The organism is Labrys okinawensis (assembly GCF_047345005.1).
In the GTDB taxonomy this organism is placed as follows: Bacteria; Pseudomonadota; Alphaproteobacteria; order Rhizobiales; family Labraceae; genus Labrys; species Labrys okinawensis.
Genome location: NZ_CP178864.1, coordinates 5,440,046 through 5,461,542, shown reverse-complemented (window position 1 = coordinate 5,461,542; position 21,497 = coordinate 5,440,046). Strand labels below are relative to the sequence as shown.

Sequence of the window (21,497 nt, the reverse complement as noted above, 5' to 3'; positions counted from 1 at the left end):
ACCCCAATTCCAGGAAAAGCTCCGATGGAAAGCCTCAACACCGTCCTGGTGGGCGGCGTCGCGACCGCGCGTTTGTCACGCGAGGACATGGCGAATCTAATGCTGCGCGATTGCCTGGCCGCCCGCTCCGGCGCCTCGACGCAGAAGCTGGTCTTCGATGTCAACGGCCATGCGCTTGCGCTGGCCTTCTGGAACCGGGATTTCCGCAGGGATCTCGCCGCCGGCGATCTCGTCCATGCCGACGGGCAAGCCATCGTCGCGGCTTCGCGTTTCCTGACCAGCACGCCTATTTCCGAGCGCAGCGCCACCACCGACTTCTTTCACGATGCCGCGGCACTCGCCAGCCGCGCGGGGCTGCGTTTCTTCCTGCTGGGAGCGACGGAAGAGGTGAACGCGCTTTGCGAAGCGCGGATGCGGGCGCTCTATCCCGACCTCCAGATTGTCGGGCGGCGGAACGGCTATTTCGCTCAGGGCGAGGAAGCCGCCATCTGTGAGGCGATCAACGCTTCGGGCGCCGATATTGTCTGGATCGGGCTCGGCAAGCCCAACGAACAGGCCTTTTGCGTGCGCAACCGCAGCCGGCTGAAAGCGGGATGGCTCGTCACCTGCGGCGGTTGCTTCAACTATGTTGCCGGCAACTATCCGCGCGCCCCGCAATGGATGCAGAGCACCGGGCTCGAATGGCTGCATCGCCTTCTCACCAATCCGCGCAAGCTGTTCTGGCGCTACCTGACCACCAACCCGGTGGCGATCTATCTGCTGCTGACGCAGACAAGTTCGCGTCCCCGCGGAGCCGACGCGTGAATCCAAAGGCCTCAGGCCTCATCCGTTATGGGCTCGCCGCTTCGGCGCCGGGCACGGCGGCGGCTGCGCAGTTCCTGCTGCAGCTCGCGCTACTGCGCTTCGTCGACACCGCCGCTTTCGGCCAGTTCGCCTTCGTGCTCGGCCTCGTACAGTTCGGCTATGGCCTCTCCAACGCCCTGATCTCGACGCCCTACACGGTCAACCTCAATGGCTCCGTGCTCGAACCCGCGCAAACCCGGTCATTCTTCACCGTCAACCTGCTGTTCTCGACGGGGTGGGGCGCGATCTGTGGTGGTGCGGCCGCGATCCTCGGCGCAACGCATGAGGCCTGGTTGTTCGCCCTGCTTGGTTTCCTGGCCATGATCCGCTGGTTCGGCCGCGCCCATCTCTATGCCCTGCACCGGCCGATCCAGGCGGCGGCCTCCGATCTCGTCTATTCCCTTGCCCTGGTCGCCATCCTTGGCGCGGCCTGCCTGATGGGCCTCTCGCTGGCAATGGGAGCGCTCACCATCAGCCTGGCGACCATCGCCGGCCTGGCCGCGCTCGGAAGCGGCTTCCTGATGGAGCAATTCCGCCGCGCCTGGTCCGGATCGCTGCGGCCTTATGGTGGCGTGTGGCGGGAACAGTCACGCTGGACGCTGCTTGGCGTCGTCTCTTCCGAGGCCACCGCCAACGCCCACGCCTATGCCGTCACCCTCTGCGCCGGGCCCGCCGCCTTCGCGCCGATCGCGGCCACCTCGCTCTTCGTCAAGCCGATTGCCCTTGCCCTGACCTCGCTCACCCAGCTGGAACGCCCCGCCATGGCCCGCTATCTGACAAGTGGGAATCTCGCCGAGGCCCTGCGCGCCATGCTGCGCTTTCGCGTGGCAGTGCTGTGCGTGTGGTCCGTCACGGTTGCCGCGGGCGTCGCCGTGCTGGCCTGGTACCCGCATCTGCTGTTCAAGAGCTCCTATGATCTCAGATCGCTGTCGATCGCTTTCAGCCTGTGGGCGGTGATCTCGCTGTTGCAATGCTGGTCGACGCCCTCGAGCATCCTGCTGCAGGCCGCGCAATGGTTCAGGCCGCTGGCCATCTGGGGCGTCGTCTGTGCGGTGCTGGCGATCCTGGCGGTGGTCGGTCTGGTCCTGACCGTCGCGCCGATCTACTCGCTGTTCGGCATCGTCCTTGGCCAGGCCGCCGTGAACCTTTCGATGGTGCTGCTCGAACATCGGCTGAAGCGCAGCCAACCCGGCGCCGCCGTCGATGCCGCCTCCTTCAAGACGAGCCCCGTTCTGTGATGCGTCGCGGCCTGATCCTCATCCCGACCTTCCGCCGGCCCCAGGGCCTGGCGAAGGCGCTTGCCCGCCTCGGCGAGCTTCGCACCGAAGCCGAGATATCGATCCTTGTGGCGGAGAACGATCCCGCCGGCGGGCAGGGCAGGGAGGTCGTGCGGCTGCTCGCGCCGGGGCACCGCTTCGAGATCAAGAGCATGGACGTCGCCGAGCGCGGGGTTTCCCAGGTGCGCAATGCTCTCTTTGCCGCCGCCTTGGCCACGCCCGATGTCGAATTCGTAGCGTTGCTCGACGATGACGAATGGCCGGAGCCGCAATGGCTGGAGGAATTGCTTGCCATGCAGCAGCGCTGCGGGGCCGATATCGTCGGCGGCACGCTCCTGCCTGATTTCGCGGTCGAACCGCCGGCCTGGGCCAGGACGTTCGAGCTGTATCGCCAGGAGCAGGCTGATGGCCCATCCGAAATGGTGTGGGGTACCTGCAACGTGCTGCTTACCCGCGCCATACTGGAGCGGACGGCCCCCGTTTGGTTCGATCCCCTGCTCGGGCTGACCGGCGGCGAGGATATGGAATTCTTCGCCTGCGCCAAGGCGAGGGGTGCCCGTTTCGCCTGGGCCGGTGCTGGTGTCATGCATGAGGACGTGCCGGAGAGCCGGTTGCAGCCTCGCTGGATTTTCCGCCGGTCCTTCCGGATCGGCAGCACCAACGCTCTGGTGCAGTTGCGCTGGCGCTACGGCCGTTTCGGCCGCCCCATCGTGCTAACCAAGGCGCTTGGAAGGCTGGGTCTCGCCGCTCTAACGGTCCTGCGAGGACCTTCCCAGCTCGGACGGCGCATGGAGGCCTTGTCGCTGGCCGCCCGCTCGCTCGGCGAAATCACCGGCTTGTTCGGTCTGCGCTACCGGGAATATGGCGCGGCATCAGCCGCTGCGGGGCAGGGCAGGGAGACCGATCTTTCATCTGGGCGCGGCACGCCGCTCGCCTCCAAGGCTGGCCTTTAGGGATTGATGACATTGCGTAGAGTGTTAGAGGCGGCCAAGCAGGTCCTGCGGGACATCCTGTCCGAGGCAATGGCGCTCCGTGTGGGGCTGCGTTGGCGCCGGCATGCCGGACGGCAGGGAAAGCCAAGCGGCCTTCCTCATCCGCTCGTGCTCTCGCTCACCTCCTACCCGCCCCGGTTCCCGACCTTGGCGGCGACGCTGAAGAGCCTGTTGATGCAAAGCGTTCAGGCCGACCATGTCGAGCTCTGGATCGCCGAAAAGGACATGGCGGCCCTGCCGCAGGCGGTGCTGGAACTGCGCGCCCACGGCCTGTCGATCCGTGCCTGTAGCGACCTGCGCTCCTACAAGAAGATCATTCCAGCGCTCTCGGCCCATCCCGACGCGGTGATCGTTACCGCCGATGACGATGCGTATTATTGGCCGACCTGGCTCGAAGAGCTCGTCGCGGCCTATGATCCCGATCGTCGGGAAGTGCTCTGTCATCGCGGCCATCGCATCGCCTTGCGTGGCGACGGGCTGCCGGCACCGTATCGGACCTGGGAATTCGACACGCCCGATGGTTCATCCTCGCTGTCGACCTTTCCGACCGGCCTCGGCGGGGTTCTCTACCGCCCCGGCATTCTTCCCGCCGAGGCAATGCGCGAGGACCTCTTCCGCCGCTATTGCCCAACGGGTGACGACATCTGGCTCTTCTGGATGGTGGCCCTCAACGGCGCTCGCTTCCGCAAGGTGGGTCCCGTCAGGCGCTTCATCCTCTGGCGCGGCGGCCAGGACGTTGCGCTCTACAACCAGAATGTCGTCGGCGAGGACGGCAACGATATCCAGATCGCCGCGATGATCGAGGCCTATGGCTTTCCGCCAGCCGTGAGCAGCCGGGAAGAGGCCGCCGTCCCATCGCCGCGCGTCGCAGCTTATCCGGACTGACCGATGACAGCTTCAGCTTCCTTCCATCGCAACGACATCGACGGCCTGCGTGCCGTCGCGGTGGTGTCGGTGGTGCTCTACCACTGCGGCTTTGCGCGGTATTTCCCGGGCGGATTCGTCGGCGTCGACATCTTCTTTGTCATCTCCGGCTTCCTGATCACGGGGATCGTCTCCTCCGACATCGAGCGGGGGCGCTTTAGCCTGGTCGAGTTCTACAACAGACGCGTGCGCCGCATCTTTCCGGCGCTGTTCACCGTTTATGCCTTCGTGCTGGCGGCCTCTTTCCTCATCCTGATGCCCTCGGAAATTTCCGCTGTCATCCGCAACACCATCTCCTCGCTGCTTTTCGTCTCGAATGTGAATTTCTATTCCCAGGCGGGTTATTTCGACACCAGCAGTGATTTCAACGCGTTGCTCCACACCTGGTCACTGTCGGTCGAGGAACAGTTCTACGTCTTCTTCCCGCTGGCGCTCAATTTCATGCGCCATCTGTCGCGAAGGGTGGTGCTGACAATCCTTGGGGTGGTGGCCGTCCTGAGCTTCGCCGCCTCCGTCTTCATGGTACAGCAGGACGCCTCGGCAGCCTTCTATCTGGTGCAATACCGTACCTGGGAATTGCTGGCCGGCGGGCTCCTTTCGCTCGGATTGGCGCCACGCTTATCCTCGCCGCGAACCGCCAACGTGCTCGCGGTGCTCGGGCTTGTCCTGGTGGCGGGCAGCATCTTCCTCCTCAACAACACCTCGCCCTTCCCGGGGTTGGGCGCCCTGCCGGTCTGCCTCGGCACCTGCCTCCTCATCCATTCCGGCTCGTCCGGGCAGACCATGGTCGGCCGGCTGCTCAGCCTGCCACCGGTGCGTTTCGTCGGCCTGATCTCCTATTCGCTCTATCTTTGGCACTGGCCGGTCTGGGTCTTCGGCAACCAGGTGCACGAGGCGCACACCTTCGCCATCCGCGTGAGCTATATCGGGCTGAGCTTCGTCCTGGCCGCGCTGTCCTGGAAATTCATCGAGGCCCCGTTCCGGGTGAGGCCCTATCGTACCGCACCCGTCCGCACCCTCGGCTATGCCAGCCTCGGCATGGTGACGGTACTCATCGCCTCGCTGCTCGTGCCGCCGGCCGCCTCCGCCTATTGGCGCGTTCCGCCGCAGGTCGAGGAAGTGGCCGCCTTCGCCAACTATGACGCAAACAAGAGCTACCGCACGGGCGAATGCTTCCTGACGTCGGAGTTCAACAAGTTCTCGATGTACCGGCAGGATTCCTGCCTTGCCCTGTCCGACAAGAAGCCGAACTACCTGCTGGTCGGCGACAGCCATGCCGCGCATATGTATCCGGGCATGCTCGCCGAAGGAAAGGACATCAACATCCTCCAGGCCAGCGCCTCGGGCTGCAAGCCGATTTTCGACACTTATGGCGACAAGCGCTGCACCGATCTCGTCAAGTTCGTCTTCAACGACTTCCTGCCGCGCCATCCTGTCGATACGGTGGTGCTGTCGGCCCTGTGGGTCGACTCCGACCTGCCCGGCCTGCTGCGCGAGATCGCTGAGCTGAAGCGCTATTCCAAGCGCGTGGTCGTGCTCGGCCCTATCGTCCTCTACGATGTTGCTCTGCCGCGCGTGCTGGCGAAAAGCCTTTACGAGAAGGACGAGGCCCTCGTTGCCACCCATCGCGTTTCCGCAGTGAAGGGCACCGACCGGCTGTTCGCGCAGGCCGTGCCCAAGACTGGCGCCGACTATGTCTCGGTCTACGACGCCATCTGCCCGGCCGGTGCCTGCACATTGTGGACCGATGACAACAAGCCGATCCAGTTCGACTACGGCCATCTGACGCCGGAAGGCTCCGAACTGATCGTTTCCCGTATCGCGCCCGCTCTGTTCAGTACCGGCCATGCCGGCACACAGAAGACGGCCCAGAACTGACGGTTCGCCCCCGGGCCGCGCCCGGGCGACCTTTTTATCGCAAGGAGTATCATGACGATCCGCCACGCCGCCTTCTCGGCGATCCGATGGACGAGCATGGCCATGCTGGGCCGGGCCGCGATTGCCTTCGCGCAGATCGTGACTCTGTCGCGCATTCTCGATCCCGCCGATTTCCGCCAGGTCGCCATCGCCGTCACCATTGTCGGCATCGGCATCGTGTTCACCGATATGGGCATCTCCAGCGCGCTCATCCGCTTTCGCGATGTCACGAAGGAAGAACTCAACAGCCTGTTCTGGCTCAACGTGTTCATGGGCGGGCTCGTTACGCTGGTGGTGGCGGCCGGAAGCCCGCTGATCGCAATGTTCTATGGCGACATGCACCTCATTCCGCTTGTGCTCGTCGCCTCCACGGTCTTTCTCGTCACCGCGCTCGGGCAGCAGCAGAGGGCGATGGCGGAAAAGAACCTGCGCTTCGACGTGCTGTTCAAGATCGACATGTCCTCGGCGATCGTGGGCTTTGCCGTCGCCGTGATCTCGGCGCTTGCAGGTTTCGGCGCCATGTCCATCGTGGTCGGCAATCTCGTCAATGTCGCCGGCGTCACCCTCCTGTCCTGGCTGCTGCTCGCCGATGGCTGGCGGCCGTCCCTCTCCTTCAGCTGGGAGGCGGCAAAACGTTTCGTCGAGTTCGGGTCGAATGTCGTCGCGATCTCGATGTTCAACGCGGTGGCGCTCAACGGCGATATCATACTCGGTGGGCGCCTGATCACCGGCTCGGCGCTTGGCTATTATTTCCAGCCGCGCGACATCTGCATGCGCATCATGCTGGTCGTGAACCCCATCGTCACCCGCGTGAGCTTCCCGCTGCTCGCCTCCGTCTCGCATGACAAGCAGAGGGTGAAGTCGGTCTATCTCAAGGCGATGAAGATGACCGCCTCGGTGAACTTCCCGATCTATGCCTTCCTGGCGGTGTTCGGACCCGAAGTGGTGGCGATCGCGCTCGGCCCGAAATGGGCGGACTCCGGCCAGATCATGCGCGTCCTCGCCATCTGGTGCGCGGTCCGTTCAGTCGGCAATCCTGTCGGCAGCCTCCTCTTCGCCACCGGCGAAACCAAGCGCGCGACCTACTCCGCCCTTGGCGTCGCGATCGCGGTCTTCGTCTTCGTCTATCTGGGGGCGCCGTTCGGCATACTCGGTATTCCGATCTCGCTCACCGTGCTCTATGCGATCCTGGTGCCGGTGTTCTGGGCCGCGCTCGTCAGGCCGGCTTGCGGGGCGGGCTTTGCCGAATACCACCAGGTTCTGCTCCTCCCAGCAATCACAACGCTCTTTGCGGCTCTCAGTGGCCTGGCTGTTCTTCATTTCGTCGAAGCGCCGCTGCTTCGCCTGATCATCGGCGGGGTGGCCGGTTCCGCCGTCTATCTCGCCTGCAGCTGGTTCATCAACCGCGAATGGCTCCTGTCGATGGCCGAACTTCTCATGGTCGGCAAGCTCCGCTACGCCAAGGCGGTGCCTAATTGAGGCGCCGGAACACTCCCAGGCCGCAAGGACAGAGTGGAAATCCAGTATGACATTTGCAGACGTCGTCAGCCTTCCGCAAAGGGCGGGCCGGTCCACAATCAAGGGCATGCAGCTCTCGCAGTGGATCTGCGCCGCGGTTCTCTTCGGCTGCATGAGCCTCATTCTGGTGAAGATCACCTATCTGGCCGCCGCGCCGGCCAGTGATCCCGACCAGAACGTGGCGGCCTTGCTCGAGGCCGCCGACGGCGATGACTCGAAGAAATTCTTCTACATCCTGTTCTTCACCAGCGTGTTCATGTTCTCAGGCTGGCGGAAGATGTTCGATTCCATCTCCATTCCCTACCGCCTTGCGGCGGTATGGAGCGTCATGAGCTGCCTTTGGGCCATCGATCCCGGTATTTCCATCCGCCGCTCCCTGTCGATGGTGATGATCCTGCTCGTCATCGGCACCAGCACACGGATTCTCGGGTCGAGACGGACATTGCAGGTCGTCTACTGGTTCATGGCCATTATCCTTGTGACCTCCTTTGTGGCGGTGGTAGGTGCGCTGGCCGGCATTACCGTCTTCTCCTTCGCCCTCCATCCCGCGGATGAGGTCGACACATCGCTGATCGGCGCCTGGCGCGGTGTGATGATGCACAAGAACGTCGCTGGCGCGGTCATGACCCATGCCTCTGTGATCTTCCTGCACTTTGCCCTGAACCGGAAGAGCAAGATCGACTGGCTGCTTTTCGTCGGTTCGGTCATCTTCCTGGTCGGTACCAAGTCGAAGACCTCGCTTGCCCTGGACGGTTTCATCCTCGGGGTCGGCCTGTTGTATCGCATGGCCGCCCTAAAGGGCGGGTTGAAGCTGTTCTTCGCCTCGGTACTCTGCTTCCTGGCGGCAGGGGCCGTGATCTGCTTCACCCTGTGGGACCAGATCACGATCTTCTTCAGCGATCCGGCCAATATCTCGGGCCGCGTGGCGATCTGGACATCGCTGCTGACCTATATCAAGGGCCATCTGTGGCTGGGATCAGGCTACGGATCGTTCTGGGCCATCGGTTATAATTCCCCGATCTATGCCATCGCGATCGAGCCGTTCGTCTATGGCGTGGGTCATTCGCATAGCGGCTACTTCGAAATCCTCGTTACCTGCGGCGTTGTCGGGCTGATGCTGGCCCTCTACGCACTGATCTTCTGGCCTTTCTACCGTTTCCTCTCCATCGAGCCACGCGATGCCAGTCTCGGCGCGCTCTGCATGTCGCTCTGGCTGTTCGGTGTCCTTCAGAACTTCACGGAAAGCCAGTTCTTCGCGGCCGACAAGCAGAGTTGGATGTTCGTGGTGATCGCCATCTGCCTCGTGCAGAACGTGACCGTGGACCGCGAACGAGAACTGAAGAGGCGCCGTGAGCTGCCGCGATGGCTCATGCCGCAGAGCCGGCCGATGCTTCCTGCGCGCGAGCGCTTGTGACGGCCGGCCTGACCTGAAGAAAACCACAGGAGCGGATATATGCTGAATATCGATCGTCGGACCTTCCTGGCCATGTCGGCTGCTCTGTGCGCGTCTCCAGCCTGGAGTGCGCAGTCGGGCGGCGATGGGCTGAGGGTCCGTGCCGCGCGAAATCATCGCCTCTACGGCACCTCCGTGGACAGCCGCAATCTCAAGGCCGACCCTCGCTTTGCCCAAGCGGTGGCGACGGAAGCAGGCATCCTGGTCGCCGAGAGCGAGACCAAACGCAAGGCGATGGAGCCCGCCAAGGGCCAGTATTACTTCGGAGGCACGGATGCCATCCTCAATTTCGCCCACAGCAACACGCAGCTCATGCGTGGCCACACCATGGTCTGGCACGAGGCCAATCCGGCCTGGCTCGAGGCGGAATTGCCGGTTTCCAAGGACGAACGGCTGCTGACGGACTACATCGCCAAGGTGGCCGGGCGCTATAAGGGGCAATTCCAGTCCTGGGACGTGGTCAATGAGGTGATAGAGCCGAAAGACGGTCATCCGCTGGGACTGCGCACGAACTCCATATGGTACGAGGCCTTCGGGGAAAGCTACATCGAGACCGCCTTCCATGCCGCCAGGGAGGCCGATCCGAAGACACCGCTCTTCTACAATGAGACGAACCTGGAGGGCGACGATGCCTGGTTCGAGCCCCGCAGGACCGCGACGCTGAAGCTCATTGAAAGGCTTCTCGCCCGCAACGTGCCCCTGCAGGGCTTCGGCATGCAGAGCCATCTCAAGGCATTCCGCTCGAAATATTCCGAGGCCGTCATTTCCAAGTTCCTCGACGAGATCGCGGCCTTCGGCCTGCCAATTCTCATCACCGAGTTCGACGTTGCGGACATTCGCGGCCCCGCCGACCCTGCTCAGCGCGACACCGCGGTGGCGGACCTCACCCGGATGTTCCTTGACGTTGCCTTTTCCAAGAAGGCCGTGCTGGGCTGCATCACCTGGGGACTGACCGACAAATATTCATGGCTGTCGCTGACGCCCGCCTACAAATGGTCGGACGGCCAGCTGTCGCGCGGGCTGCCGCTCGACGGCGATTTCAACCGCAAGCCGATGTGGACCGCCATGGCGTCGTGCTTCGACAAGAGCCAGGCCTGACCGGGCCGGCCTTCCTCCCGCACAACCTGCAATCGCGGCGAGACCTGAACCGTCCGCCGCTTCACCCGCCTTCAATCAGAGAGAGGTTCGCATGTCGCAAGGCCTTATGACGATCGCATACGGACCGAAGAAATACATCCGCATGGCGCGGGCGCTGGCCCTTTCCTACCGTCGCCTTCATCCCACGCTGCCGATGGCCATCGTCACGGATCAGGCCAACGCCGCCGAGATGTCGGCCTATTTCGACCAGGTCATTCCCTACAATCCCGCCTATGGCTCGGGCGTGGTGCAGAAGCTGCACGCCGATCTCTACTCGCCCTACGACGAGACGCTGTTCATCGATTCCGATTGCATCTTCTACAAGTCCCCGGAGCGGCTGTGGAATCTCTACGCCGGCAAGCCCTTCAGCGTCCGCGGCTGGCGCTATCTGACAGGCAAGTCCGACTATGAGCGGCAAAATCCCTATGAATGGGTGCGCAACACTTCGGACTTCCTGCGCCGCAACGGCATTGCGCGGCTGCCCCATTTCAACAGCGGCGTCTTCTTCTTCACCAAGGAGCCCCTCGCGGTCAGGCTCTTCGAAGAGGCTCGCACCATCTACGAGAAGCGCGACAGCCTCGGTTTCGTGAGCTTCAAGAACGCGCCGATCGCAGATGAACCGGCCTTTGCCGTCGCGATGGAGCATTGCGGCATCGAGATGGATCCCTGGGACAGCAACAACGGCATGCAGACGGCCATCAACATGCAGAGCGGCCATTCGATCAACGTGCTCAAGGGGCTGGCCCGCTTCCGCAAGAGCAATGTCGAGTCCGATCCAGTCCTCGTTCACTACAACGTCAACGCCCAGTATTCCCTCATCTATAACCGTGAGGTCTGCCGGCTGGAATTCGAGAATGCCCGTTTCAGTTCGCTGCATACCGCCGTCGCCTTGAGCACGCGGATGACCAGCGCAATCGGCGAGCGTACCCGCTCCCTCGTCCTGCGCCTGCCCTCCCGCATGAAGGAGAAGGGCATCGGCGGCATCGTTGGCACTTTGCGCAGGCGCCTCGCCAGCACCTGAGACCACTGCGGTTCTATTGCGACGGAGCTTATAATCATGGCCAGCGGGCCCGAATTTTCAGTCGTTATTCCAACCTACAACCGGGCAGGCGTCATACGGCACACGCTCGATTCCGTGCTGGCGCAGACCTTCGATGATTTCGAGGTCGTCGTAATCGACGACGGTTCCAAGGATGACCTTGCCAGTGTCATCGCCACTTTTGAGGATCCCCGCATCCGTTATGTCTGGCAGGAGAACGGCGGCGGTGGTGCCGCCCGGAACCGCGGCATCGACGAGGCGCGCGGGCGTTACGTAGCCTTTCTGGACTCAGACGACGTCTTCCTGCCGGATCACCTGTCGGTCATGCACCAGCTCCTCGGCGGACGCGGCGATGTCGTCGCCTATGCCCAGGTGATCGTGGACCGGCAGAGCGGCAAGACGTTCCTGAAGCCGCCGCGTGCCATCGGCGAGAAAGAGGACATGGCGGAATATTTGTGCTGTTCGCGCGGCTTCGTGCAGACGAGCACGCTCGTGGTCCCCACGCCGCTCGCCAGGCGCGTGCGCTACCGTGACCGCATGCCTTTCGGCCAGGATACCGACTTCGCCATCCGCCTTGCCCGCGAGGGCTGCCGGTTCGTGATGGCCCCGCAACCCGGCGCGATCTGGAACGATGCCTTCGATCCGCGCCGCGTCTCGGCCGCCCGCAAGGGCGCACAACTGCTGCCCTGGATCGAGGAGATGAAGCCGATCATCTCGACCAAGGCCTATCACGGCTATCGGGGCTGGCATATCGCAAAGGGGGTGGCAAAGACCAGCAAGACCAGGGCGCTGATGCTCTATCTCACGGCGCTCATGCATTTTTGCTATACGCCGCTGCTTGCCGGCGTCGTTTTTTTCCAGATTTTTGTGCCGGACGGCCTCTATCGGCGGTTTTCCGATGTCGTTGTCCAACTGATAGGTAGCCGCAAGAAGCAGCAAGCTTGATCCGGAGGGGGACACAGGTTTGAACGCTCATACAATAAGACTGAATCGTTGCGCTGGGGATACGACCTGTCGTTCCCGACTTTATCCTGCCAAGCGTTGCTTGGGGGTGGACTCGCGATCGGAGCGCGAGAGGGCGAGGAGAAGGGAATCAAGGAGCAATTTCGCAAGCCCTCCTGGGCTGGAGTTGGCACGGGTGAACGGGGCGCCTGCCCTCATTCGGCATTTGCATCTCGCCGGATCGGGCGGTGCCCCATGAAGCCGTTCTTTTCGGTTGTCATACCGGTCTACAACCGGGCCCGCGTCATTCGTGACGCGGTGGATTCGGTGCTGAAGCAATCCTTCCAGGATTTCGAGATCATCGTGGTCGACGATGGCTCCACCGACAATTCCTGCGCCCGCATCGCAACCATGGCGGATCCTCGGATGCGTCTGGTCGTGCAGAGGAACGCCGGGGCGAGTGCGGCCCGTAATCGCGGCATCGATCTGGCGCGTGGCCATTTCGTCGCCTTCCTCGATTCGGACGACACTTTCCTGCCGCACCACCTCGAGGCGATGGCCGATCTCGTACGGGGAACGCAGGGCCTCATCGCCTATGCTCCCGTCAGGGCCTATCGCGGGCCGCAGGGCTATCTGGTCAAGCCACACCGGGCGATCCGCCAGGGCGAGACCATGGCTGGTTATCTGATGTGCGAGCGCGGCTTCGTGCAGACGAGCGGCCTGGTGGTGCCGGCCGCTGCCGCCCGCCAGGTGCGCTACCGCGAGGACGTGCGCTATGGCGACGATACCGACTTCGCCATCCGCCTTGAACTCGCCGGCTACAGCTTCGTGATGGCGGATCGGCCGGGGGTCGTCTGGTATGACGGTCCCGATCCCGGCAGGCTGTCGAACACCAGGATGGAGGGCGGGGACCTGAAATGGCTGCATGACCTCAGGCCATTGATCTCGCGCCAGGCCTATCTCGGCTATCGCGGCTGGCACGTCGCCAAGAGCCTGTTCAAGACGCGGCCCTTCGCCGCCCTCAGCCTCTATCTCGCCGCCGTCACCAGCGGCTCATACGGAGCGCGCCTTGCCATGGTTGTGCTGGCGCAGATCGTCGTGCCCGGTCGGATCTATCGCGATGGGGCCGATGTCGTGGTCGCCATCCGCAGTTGGCGGCGCTCGACCGTCGGAACGGAGAAATCCGCATGACTGACATCAGCAGGCGCGCGCTTCTCGCCGCCGGCCTCGGCCTGGCATCTGCCAGCTGGCTGGGACCGGCGGCAGCGGCAACCGGCTCCCTTGCCAGCGATGCCGCAGCCAGGGGGCTCCTCTATGGCTGCGCCGTCGGCAGCGACCGCATCGCCGCGGATCCCTCCTTCGCCAGCCTCGTCGCGGCCGAAGCCGGCATCATCGTGCCGGAATGGGAGTTGAAGCGCGAATTCGTCCAGCGGGTCGAGGGCCAGTTCGACTTCACCGGAGGCGATGCCCTTTATGCCTTCGCGATGAAGCACGGCCAGAAGATGAGGGGGCATACGCTCGTCTGGTACTACGGAACGCCGCCCTGGCTCGAGGCCAAGTTGCAGGAGACGCGCTCGGAGAGCCTGCTTACGACGATGATCACCCGTTCCTGCCAGCATTTTCGCGGCCGGCTGCATTCCTGGGACGTTCTCAACGAGGTGGTCGAACCGCCGGAAGGCCATCCAGACGGGCTGCGCGTCAAGTCGCCCTGGTTCCAGGCCTTCGGCGAGGACTACATGGCGATCTCCCTCCATGCCGCGCGGGAAGCCGATCCGAACGCCCTCTTGTTCTACGGCGACTACGACGTGGAGATGGACGCCTCCTGGCAGGAGAAGCGGCGGACTGCGGTTCTCAAGGTCCTCGAGCGTCTGAAGAACCAGAACGCCCCCATCGATGCCTTCGGCGTGCAGGGCCATCTCAAGCCCTACAAGGCCCGCTTCGACGAGGACATCTATGCCCGTTTCCTCCGCGACGTCGCCGATTTCGGCCTGAAGATCATGGTTACGGAATTCGATGTCGCCGACAGGGGCGGCCCCGCCGATATCGCCGAGCGCGATGCCGATGTCGCCGCCATCACCCGCAGCTTCATGGATGTCTCCCTCGCGAGCCCCGCCATGCTGGGCGTGCTGACATGGGGCCTGTCGGACCGCTATTCCTGGCTGTCCAACTACCCCGACTACAAATGGCCGGACGGCCAGCTCTCGCGCGGCCTGCCCTTCGACGGGGACCTGAAGCCCAAGCCCATGCGGCAGGCCATGGCGCAGGCTTTCGCGGCCAGGGGCTGAATGGAGTGGCGGTCTCCGACCGCCAATCTTGGGAACAGGGCGCTCGCCGGAGGAGCGGAAGATGGCAGTCGGAGACTGCCACTCCAAGTCCCGCGCCCGCTTCAAAGGAGGCCTAGCATATAGAATGACGGATCTGGCAGAGCATCGCGGTTACGTTCCCGCCGGCACGGTGGGCGCCAAGCCCATGGCGCCGGCTGCCACCGCGGCGGGACACCGTTTGGACATCGACGGGATGCGCGCCCTGGCGATCGTACCGGTGCTGTTCTTCCATCTCGGCAGCGAGGTGCTGAAGGGCGGCTATATCGGCGTCGACGTGTTCTTCGTCATTTCCGGATTTCTGATCACCGGCATCCTGCAATCCGAGATCCAGGCCGGCACCTTCTCGCTGCTGCACTTCTACGACCGGCGCATCCGGCGCATTTTTCCCGCGCTGCTCGCAGTGCTGCTGGCTTCCACCATCCTGGCGGTGGTGTTGCTTCTGCCGCCCGACATCCTCGACTTCTCCAGGAGCGGGCTGGCGGCGGCGCTGTTCTCGTCGAATTTCTACTTCATGTCCGCCACGGACTATTTCAACGTCGCGGCCGACAGCAATCCGCTGCTCCACACCTGGTCGCTCGCCGTGGAGGAGCAATATTATATTGTCTTCCCGCTGCTGCTCTGGGCGCTCGGCGGAGCGGGCCGGCGCTGGACATTGCCTGTTGTCGCGCTCCTGGCGCTTGGCTCCTTTGTCCTCTCGGTGGTCTTCGTGCGCTCTCATCAGGTTGCGGCCTTCTACATGGCGCCGACCCGGGCCTGGGAGCTCCTCGTCGGGGCCCTTCTCGCACTCGGCGCCGTGCCGAAGATCGAATGGGCTTGGTTGCGCGAAACGCTGGCGGCGCTCGGCCTCGCCCTGATCGTCGCGGGCTGCCTGCTCTTCTACAAGAACATGCCGTTTCCCGGCGAACGCGCGCTCGTGCCCTGTATCGGCGCCGCGCTGCTGATCCATGCCGGAACCTCGGGGCCTACGCTCGTCGGGCGCCTCCTGTCGCTGCGCCCGCTCGTCTTCATCGGGCTGATCTCCTATTCGCTTTATCTCTGGCACTGGCCCATCATCATCTTCTTCCGCATCTGGTCGGCACGGCCGGTCGGGGTGGGCGAAGGAGCGCTGCTGCTTGTGCTCAGCTTTGCAGCGGCCGCCCTGTCCTGGCGCTATATCGAGCAGCCCTTCCAGCGCAAGGCAGTGGCGGCATCACCCGTCGTGCTGCGCTTCTCGGCGGCGGGCGGGGTTGCCGGCCTGGTCGTGGTGTGGGTGGGGCTCCTGGTATCCGGCGGGCTTGCGAGCGCCTTTCCGGCTGGTGTCGTCAGACTCGCGGGCTATGTCCACTACGAGGATGAGGCCGTCTATCGCCGCGGCACCTGCTTCCTCGATTCACATGCCAACGCGCTCGCCGATTTCGACGCCGGCACCTGCCTTGCGCGGGCACCCGGCAAACCCGCCATGCTGCTGATCGGCGACAGCCATGCCGCGCATCTGTGGCGCGGGCTGGCCGACGAACTGCCCGGGGCCTCCATCCTCCAGATGACAGCCTCAGGCTGCAAGCCGGTGCTGGGCGGGCGGGGGCATCCGACCTGCCTGGCGTTGATGCAGCGCGGGCTCGAGGAGGAGACGGCGAAAGGCGGGCTCGATGCGGTCATCCTCTCGGCCCGATGGGAGGCCGAGGATGTTCCGCTGCTGGTCGCGACGGTCGATCGCCTCGCGACGCGCGTGCCGCGCATCTATGTCTCCGGCCCGATCGTCGAATATCGCGATGCCCTGCCGCGGGTGCTCGCCCGCGCCGCGCTCGACAACACGCCCGGCCTGCTGCTGAGTCAGCGCAGCGACGAACCCCGCGCGGTAGATGAGATGGTGAAGGCGGCTCTCGCGGGGCACCGCAACGTGGCCTATCTCTCGCCCTACCAGACCCTGTGCCCGCAGCCTATGCAGGCCTGCCGCACCACCGTCGGCGATGAAGTTCCCATGCAATGGGACTATGGCCATCTCACCGCCGAGGGAGCCGATTTCTTGGTGAAGAGCTGGCGGGACGAAGGGCTACTATAGCGTTTTGCCAAATTCGAAAAGAATCGCAAAGACTTGTTGAAACAACGAGTTAGTGCGTTTTGCTTTCAAATCGGATCACCAAGAATCGCAAAATGCATTCGATGCCGAGGCGTTAATCTGGTAGTCCGGTCCCGTCTGAACGCATCTTGCTCCAGCGGCGACGTGAAAAGAAAAGACGGGACGGCCGAACCGTCCCGCCCTCGATTGTCCGACCTCAAGCTCACGCCGCCGATTGGCGCTGCTGCTTTTCAGTCTGGATTTCTTCGTCGGGGCGTCCCACACAGGAATAGGCGAAGCCGTGGCGGGCGACTTCCTCGCGGCGGTAGATGTTCCTGAGGTCCACCAGCACCGGTGCCGCCATGATGCCGCGCAGGCGCTCGAAGTCCAGGGCCCGGAACATGTTCCACTCGGTGACGATGACGAGAGCCTCGGCCCCTTCGGCACACTCGTAGGGGCTCTGGGTGAAGGCGACATCGTCGAGAACCGAGGCGGCGTGCTTCATGCCCTCGGGATCGTAGATCCTGACGCGGGCGCCATTGTCCTGCAGGGCCTGGACGATGGAAAGGGCGGGGGCCTCGCGGATGTCGTCGGTATTCGGCTTGAAGGCGATGCCGAGAACCGCGATCGTCTTGCCGCGGATGTCGCCGCCGCAGGCCGCGACCACCTTGCGGGCCATCGCGCGCTTGCGCTGGTCGTTGATCGCCACGGTGGTTTCGATCAGGCGGACGGGAGTTCCGGCATCCTGGGCCGTCTTGGCGAGGGCCAGCGTATCCTTGGGGAAGCAGGAGCCGCCATAGCCCGGGCCGGCGTTGAGGAATTTCGGCCCGATGCGCTTGTCGAAACCGATGCCGCGGGCGACGTCCTGGACATTGGCGCCGACCTGCTCGCAGAGATCGGCGATCTCGTTGATGAAGGCGACCTTCATCGCGAGGAAGCCGTTGGCGGCATATTTGATCAGTTCCGAGGCCCGGCGCGAGGTGAAGACCAGGGGCGCCTGGTTGAGGCTGAGGGGACGATAGACCTGAGACATCACCTCGCGGGCTCTTTCGTCCTCGGTGCCGATGACGATGCGATCCGGACGACGGAAATCGTCGATGGCAGCGCCTTCGCGCAGGAATTCGGGGTTTGAGACCACGGCGAAGTCTGCGTCAGGGTTGGTTTCGCGGATGATCCGCTCGACTTCGTCGCCCGTGCCCACCGGCACCGTGGACTTGGTGACAACGACGGTGAAGCCGCTGATCGCCGCCGCAATCTCGCGGGAGGCGGCGTAGACATAGCTCAGGTCTGCATGACCGTCGCCGCGGCGCGACGGCGTACCGACTGCAACGAACACCACATCGGATTTGGAGACGGCGGCCGCGATCTCGGTGGAGAAGGTCAGCCGTCCCGAGGCGACATTCTCTTCGACGAGCGTATCCAGGCCGGGTTCGTAGATCGGTATCTCACCGGCCCTCAACCTCGCGACCTTGAGTTCGTCCTTGTCGACACAGATCACGTTATGTCCGAAATCCGCGAACGAAGCGCCGGATACGAGTCCGACATATCCAGATCCAACCATGCATATCCGCATCGCTTACTCCTGCGTTCTTTTCCTAGGTATTGAAGGCGATGATTTTTCTGGAGGTTGGGCTAAAATTGGTAATTTTCGCCAAATCACATTCGGACCATCGTTCAATTGAAGCAACATTATCTCCTATAACGCAAAACGTCTAGTACCTTTTTGCGATGCAGCATAATTGGTGATTGTGTTGAGATGAAATAAAACATTGCCATCTAGGCTACTTAGTTGCATAAATTGCCAAATTTTTGCCTATAATTGGTGAAAATTGGCATTTTCGCGCTTATGGCGGAGCTGTGCCTTTTACTTTGTTTTTACATTGAATATCTAGATTTTGTGCTTGTTTATGCTTTTTATCTTGCAGTGCAGCAATGCATCTGAGATGATGGCGTGTAGTAAGGGACTGCGAGCCAGTCCGGCATTCTCCGATCGTCTCGGCGGGCAGCCGTTGGCTGCGGGGTCGCCACTACACCGAAAGGAAACGACGCTGCTTGTGACAAGCGCTCCGCGACATTCGAAGGCCAACACGGCCGGACCGGAGAACGGCGCCCGCCGGTGCCGTTGGGCCGCCATTGCTGCATTTCTGACGTGCGCGCCGCTGGCCGCCGGTGGAGCAATGGCCGCTTGCGAGCCACAGGAAGGGCCACGCCTCACGCCCACGATTGCCAATCATTTCATTCAGGATCCCACCAAGGTGCTTGGACACGACACGACCGAATATGGGTTGAGCGTATTCACCATGCAGTTCGCGGCAGTGCGCCCACGTGATCTCGATGTCTTCAAGACAGTGCTGATGAGCGCAGACAGGCGCCAGCGCGCAGCCATCGGGCTTGGACTGGCGCGCGCAACGATCTTCTGTCGACTTGCAGATAGCGCCGTGTCCGAACGCATCCAAAAATGGGTTGTGGGACTACCCATGCACGACGTCGTCACTGCCTACCAGCAGGCCCTGTCCCTCAGCGACGACACGGACACCTACCAGCCGGTCGGGATGGACGCACCCAAGCTCGAGGACCGTTTCGGAGCCGGGCTGGATCTGATGCCCAAGCCTGGCCCCACGGGCGTGGGAAACCTCGAGATACCCGATCCAACGCGCCTGCCGGGAGATTGACCATCCCGGCCGCATCGAGTCTTTTCGCTTCAAGAACCGGAAAAGAAGGTAACATGCTCACTCGAAATGGTTCACTGCCGATCCCGATGGACAGCCCCTTCGGCCCCGAAGAGCAGTCATCGATCAGCTTCGGCAACCTTTTCAATGCGCTGCGCCGGCGTAGGCTGTTTATTCTGGTTTGCGCCTTCATCGGCGTTGCCCTGGCCGGAACCTATATCGTGCTGGCGACGCCGATGTTCACCGCTACGTCGAGCATCCTGCTCGATACGCGTATGAACCAGTTCTTGCAGAAGCAGGACATCATCGCCGATTCCTCGGTCGACAGTTCGTTCGTCGACAGCCAGGTCGAGCTGCTGAATTCGGACAGCATCGCGCTGTCCGTCATCCAGAAGCTCGGCCTTGACAAGGACAGGGAGTTCGTCGGTCCTCCGGTCGGTACTTTCGGCGTTCTGATGTGGCAGGCAAACAAGGCCTTTACCAATCTGAAGCAGGCTTTCGGCCTCGGTCCCGATAGCGCCAACAGTCTCGACGACACACCCGAGCGGATTGCCGTGGAGACCTTTTCCAAGCGTCTCATCGCCAAGCGCGTCGGCATGACCTATGTCATCGACATCAGCTTTGCATCGGAAGACCCCGACAAGTCGGCCCGCATCGCCAATGCGATTGCCGATGCCTATATCGGCCAGGGCCTGAACTCCAAGATCGACTCCACCCGCCGCGCCGCGGGCTGGCTGCAGGATCGTCTCAAGGAGATAAAGACGCAGGCTGCGCAGGCGGACGCCGCCGTGCAGAAGTTCAAGAGCGATAGCAACATCATCGACACCGGCCGCGGCCTGATGAATCAGCAGCAGCTTGCTGACCTGAACAGCCAGCTCGTCGTGACCAAGACCGCGACGGCTGAGGCCAAGGCGCGCCTCGACCGCATCCAGCATGTGGAGGGCAATTCGCTGCTCGACGGCACGGTGACCGATGCGCTCAACAACAGTGTCATCACGCGGCTCCGGGCCCAATATCTCGACCTTTCCGCCCAGGAGGCCAACCTCTCGCAGCGGCTTGGGCCCAATCACCAGGCTGCCGTGAAGCTTCGCGAACAAATGGCCGAACTGCGCAATTCCATTGCCAATGAGGTGCAGCGGATCGCGGCGGCGTATGCCAGCGACTATGCCATAGCCAGCGCGCGCGAGAAGTCCCTGGAGCAGAGCCTGTCTGCGCTGGTCGACGAGAACGACACCAGCAACATCGCCCAGGTGAAGCTGCGCGATCTCGAGAGCTCGGCCGATACCTATCGCACGCTCTACGACAGCTACCTGCAGAAGTTCCAGGAATCGATCCAGCAGCAGAGCGCCCCGGTGACGGATACCCGCATCATCACCCTGGCGACGCCGCCTCTGTTCAAGAGCTCGCCGAAGACGCTGCTGTTCATCGCCGGCGGCCTGCTACTCGGCCTGTTCGCCGGCGCAGGCTCCACCCTTGCCCGTGAGTTGACGGCCGATGTCTTCCGCAACTCCGACGAAGTGGAACGTGGTACGGGCTTCGAATGCCTGGGCACGGCGCCTGTCGTGAAGATCAGCCGCAAGAGCCGCCTTCGCCGGCTGCGGGAGGGGCAGCGCTGGGGCGATCGCCGATCGCTTACCGCTGCCACCGTGTGCGAGAATGTGCTGGACGAGCCCTTCTCGCGCTTCAGCGAGGCGCTGCGCAACGTCAAGGTGTCGATAGACGGCATCCGCCTCACCCGCGATGTCCGGGTCATCGGTATCGTCTCGGCCGTGCCCGGCGAAGGCAAGACCACCATCGCCGGCAATCTCGCGAGCCTGGTGGCGAGCACTGGGCACCGCACGCTTCTGATCGACGCCGATCTGCACCGCAAGGCCGTGACCTCGGCGTTCGCACGGGATGCGGGGTACGGTCTGCTGGAGGCTCTGGCGGACCCGCTCAGGCTCGCAGACCTTGTTCAGACACGCAGCAATTCGGGCCTCGACGTGCTACCCTGCGTGACCGAGAAACGGCCTGTCAACGCCGCCGAGATTCTCGGCTCGGCCCAGATGAACCGCCTCCTGACCGAGGCACGCAGCGTATATGATTATGTCTTCGTCGACTTTGCCGCTCTCATGCCTGTCGTCGACGCCAAGGCTGCAGCCCATCTCGTCGATGGCTTCGTCTATGTTGCCGAGTGGGGCGCCAGCAGCCGCAAGCTCGTCCTGGAGGCGCTCTCAAGCTCCGATGTGATCCGCGAGCGGCTGATCGGCATCCTGTTGAACCGGGCCGAGCCATCCGCCCTGCGACAGAGCGAGGCTTATCGGGGCAAGGCGTTTCAGACTTATTATGCAAGCTAGAAAGTAAGCACAGGCGGCCTCGCATCGAAAAACGAGGCCGCCTTCGGCTAAAATGACCCGGCCCAAGCATTCCTGAGAAGAAGAAGCGGAC

16 protein-coding genes are annotated in these 21,497 nt (G+C 63.1%); 15 read left to right on the top strand and 1 reads right to left on the bottom strand.

The window, feature by feature from the left end; translation table 11 throughout:
* Positions 1 to 24: 24 nt before the first annotated feature.
* The 13 genes from ACMDCR_RS25480 to ACMDCR_RS25420 all read left to right on the top strand — a co-directional run bounded on the left by ACMDCR_RS25480 (position 25) and on the right by ACMDCR_RS25420 (position 16,404).
* Entirely contained in the window at positions 25 to 804 is a 780-nt protein-coding gene (locus tag ACMDCR_RS25480; RefSeq protein ID WP_413989300.1) for a WecB/TagA/CpsF family glycosyltransferase, read from the top strand.
* On the top strand, positions 801 to 2,081 hold the full coding sequence (locus ACMDCR_RS25475) for a hypothetical protein (RefSeq protein ID WP_413989299.1): 1,281 nt from the start codon (positions 801 to 803) through the stop codon (positions 2,079 to 2,081). The genes ACMDCR_RS25480 and ACMDCR_RS25475 overlap by 4 nt, the downstream gene beginning before the upstream one ends.
* A complete protein-coding gene (locus ACMDCR_RS25470; RefSeq protein ID WP_413989298.1) occupies positions 2,081 to 3,073 on the top strand; it encodes a glycosyltransferase family 2 protein in 993 nt (330 codons plus the stop codon). Before ACMDCR_RS25475 ends, ACMDCR_RS25470 begins: the two co-directional genes overlap by 1 nt.
* 6 nt (positions 3,074 to 3,079) lie before the next feature.
* Positions 3,080 to 3,997, top strand: a complete 918-nt coding sequence (locus ACMDCR_RS25465) for a hypothetical protein (RefSeq protein WP_413989297.1) — start codon at positions 3,080 to 3,082, stop codon at positions 3,995 to 3,997.
* Between the two features lie 3 nt (positions 3,998 to 4,000).
* Positions 4,001 to 5,914 (top strand): acyltransferase family protein, encoded by a 1,914-nt coding sequence (locus tag ACMDCR_RS25460; RefSeq protein WP_413989296.1) that lies wholly within the window; start codon positions 4,001 to 4,003, stop codon positions 5,912 to 5,914.
* A 51-nt stretch (positions 5,915 to 5,965) separates the two neighbouring features.
* A complete protein-coding gene (locus ACMDCR_RS25455) occupies positions 5,966 to 7,432 on the top strand; it encodes an MOP flippase family protein (protein WP_413989295.1) in 1,467 nt (488 codons plus the stop codon).
* Positions 7,433 to 7,478: 46 nt separating this feature from the next.
* The gene (locus tag ACMDCR_RS25450; RefSeq protein ID WP_413989294.1) at positions 7,479 to 8,885 is read left to right on the top strand and encodes an O-antigen ligase family protein; all 1,407 of its coding nucleotides are present in this window, start codon (positions 7,479 to 7,481) and stop codon (positions 8,883 to 8,885) included.
* Positions 8,886 to 8,924: 39 nt separating this feature from the next.
* Positions 8,925 to 10,022: an endo-1,4-beta-xylanase gene (locus tag ACMDCR_RS25445; RefSeq protein ID WP_413989293.1), complete on the top strand. Its 1,098-nt coding sequence runs from the start codon at positions 8,925 to 8,927 to the stop codon at positions 10,020 to 10,022.
* Positions 10,023 to 10,113: 91 nt separating this feature from the next.
* Complete coding sequence (locus ACMDCR_RS25440) at positions 10,114 to 11,082, top strand: hypothetical protein (RefSeq protein ID WP_413989292.1); 969 nt, start codon at positions 10,114 to 10,116, stop codon at positions 11,080 to 11,082.
* Between the two features lie 36 nt (positions 11,083 to 11,118).
* Complete coding sequence (locus ACMDCR_RS25435) at positions 11,119 to 12,045, top strand: glycosyltransferase family 2 protein (protein ID WP_413989291.1); 927 nt, start codon at positions 11,119 to 11,121, stop codon at positions 12,043 to 12,045.
* A gap of 252 nt (positions 12,046 to 12,297) precedes the next feature.
* Positions 12,298 to 13,233: a glycosyltransferase family 2 protein gene (locus tag ACMDCR_RS25430; protein WP_413989290.1), complete on the top strand. Its 936-nt coding sequence runs from the start codon at positions 12,298 to 12,300 to the stop codon at positions 13,231 to 13,233.
* Positions 13,230 to 14,327, top strand: coding sequence for an endo-1,4-beta-xylanase (locus ACMDCR_RS25425; protein WP_413989289.1), 1,098 nt, complete (start codon positions 13,230 to 13,232; stop codon positions 14,325 to 14,327). The genes ACMDCR_RS25430 and ACMDCR_RS25425 overlap by 4 nt, the downstream gene beginning before the upstream one ends.
* A 124-nt stretch (positions 14,328 to 14,451) precedes the next feature.
* On the top strand, positions 14,452 to 16,404 hold the full coding sequence (locus ACMDCR_RS25420) for an acyltransferase family protein (protein ID WP_413989288.1): 1,953 nt from the start codon (positions 14,452 to 14,454) through the stop codon (positions 16,402 to 16,404).
* A 220-nt stretch (positions 16,405 to 16,624) separates the two neighbouring features.
* On the opposite strand, the gene ACMDCR_RS25415 is transcribed toward ACMDCR_RS25420, so the two are convergent.
* The gene (locus ACMDCR_RS25415; RefSeq protein ID WP_413989287.1) at positions 16,625 to 17,974 is read right to left on the bottom strand and encodes a UDP-glucose dehydrogenase family protein; all 1,350 of its coding nucleotides are present in this window, start codon (positions 17,972 to 17,974) and stop codon (positions 16,625 to 16,627) included.
* A gap of 604 nt (positions 17,975 to 18,578) precedes the next feature.
* Here ACMDCR_RS25415 and ACMDCR_RS25410 point away from each other — a divergent pair.
* Together ACMDCR_RS25410 and ACMDCR_RS25405 are read left to right on the top strand one after the other, a co-directional pair.
* Complete coding sequence (locus tag ACMDCR_RS25410; RefSeq protein WP_413989286.1) at positions 18,579 to 19,073, top strand: hypothetical protein; 495 nt, start codon at positions 18,579 to 18,581, stop codon at positions 19,071 to 19,073.
* Positions 19,074 to 19,126: 53 nt separating this feature from the next.
* Positions 19,127 to 21,406: a Wzz/FepE/Etk N-terminal domain-containing protein gene (locus tag ACMDCR_RS25405; RefSeq protein WP_413989285.1), complete on the top strand. Its 2,280-nt coding sequence runs from the start codon at positions 19,127 to 19,129 to the stop codon at positions 21,404 to 21,406.
* Positions 21,407 to 21,497 lie beyond the last annotated feature (91 nt).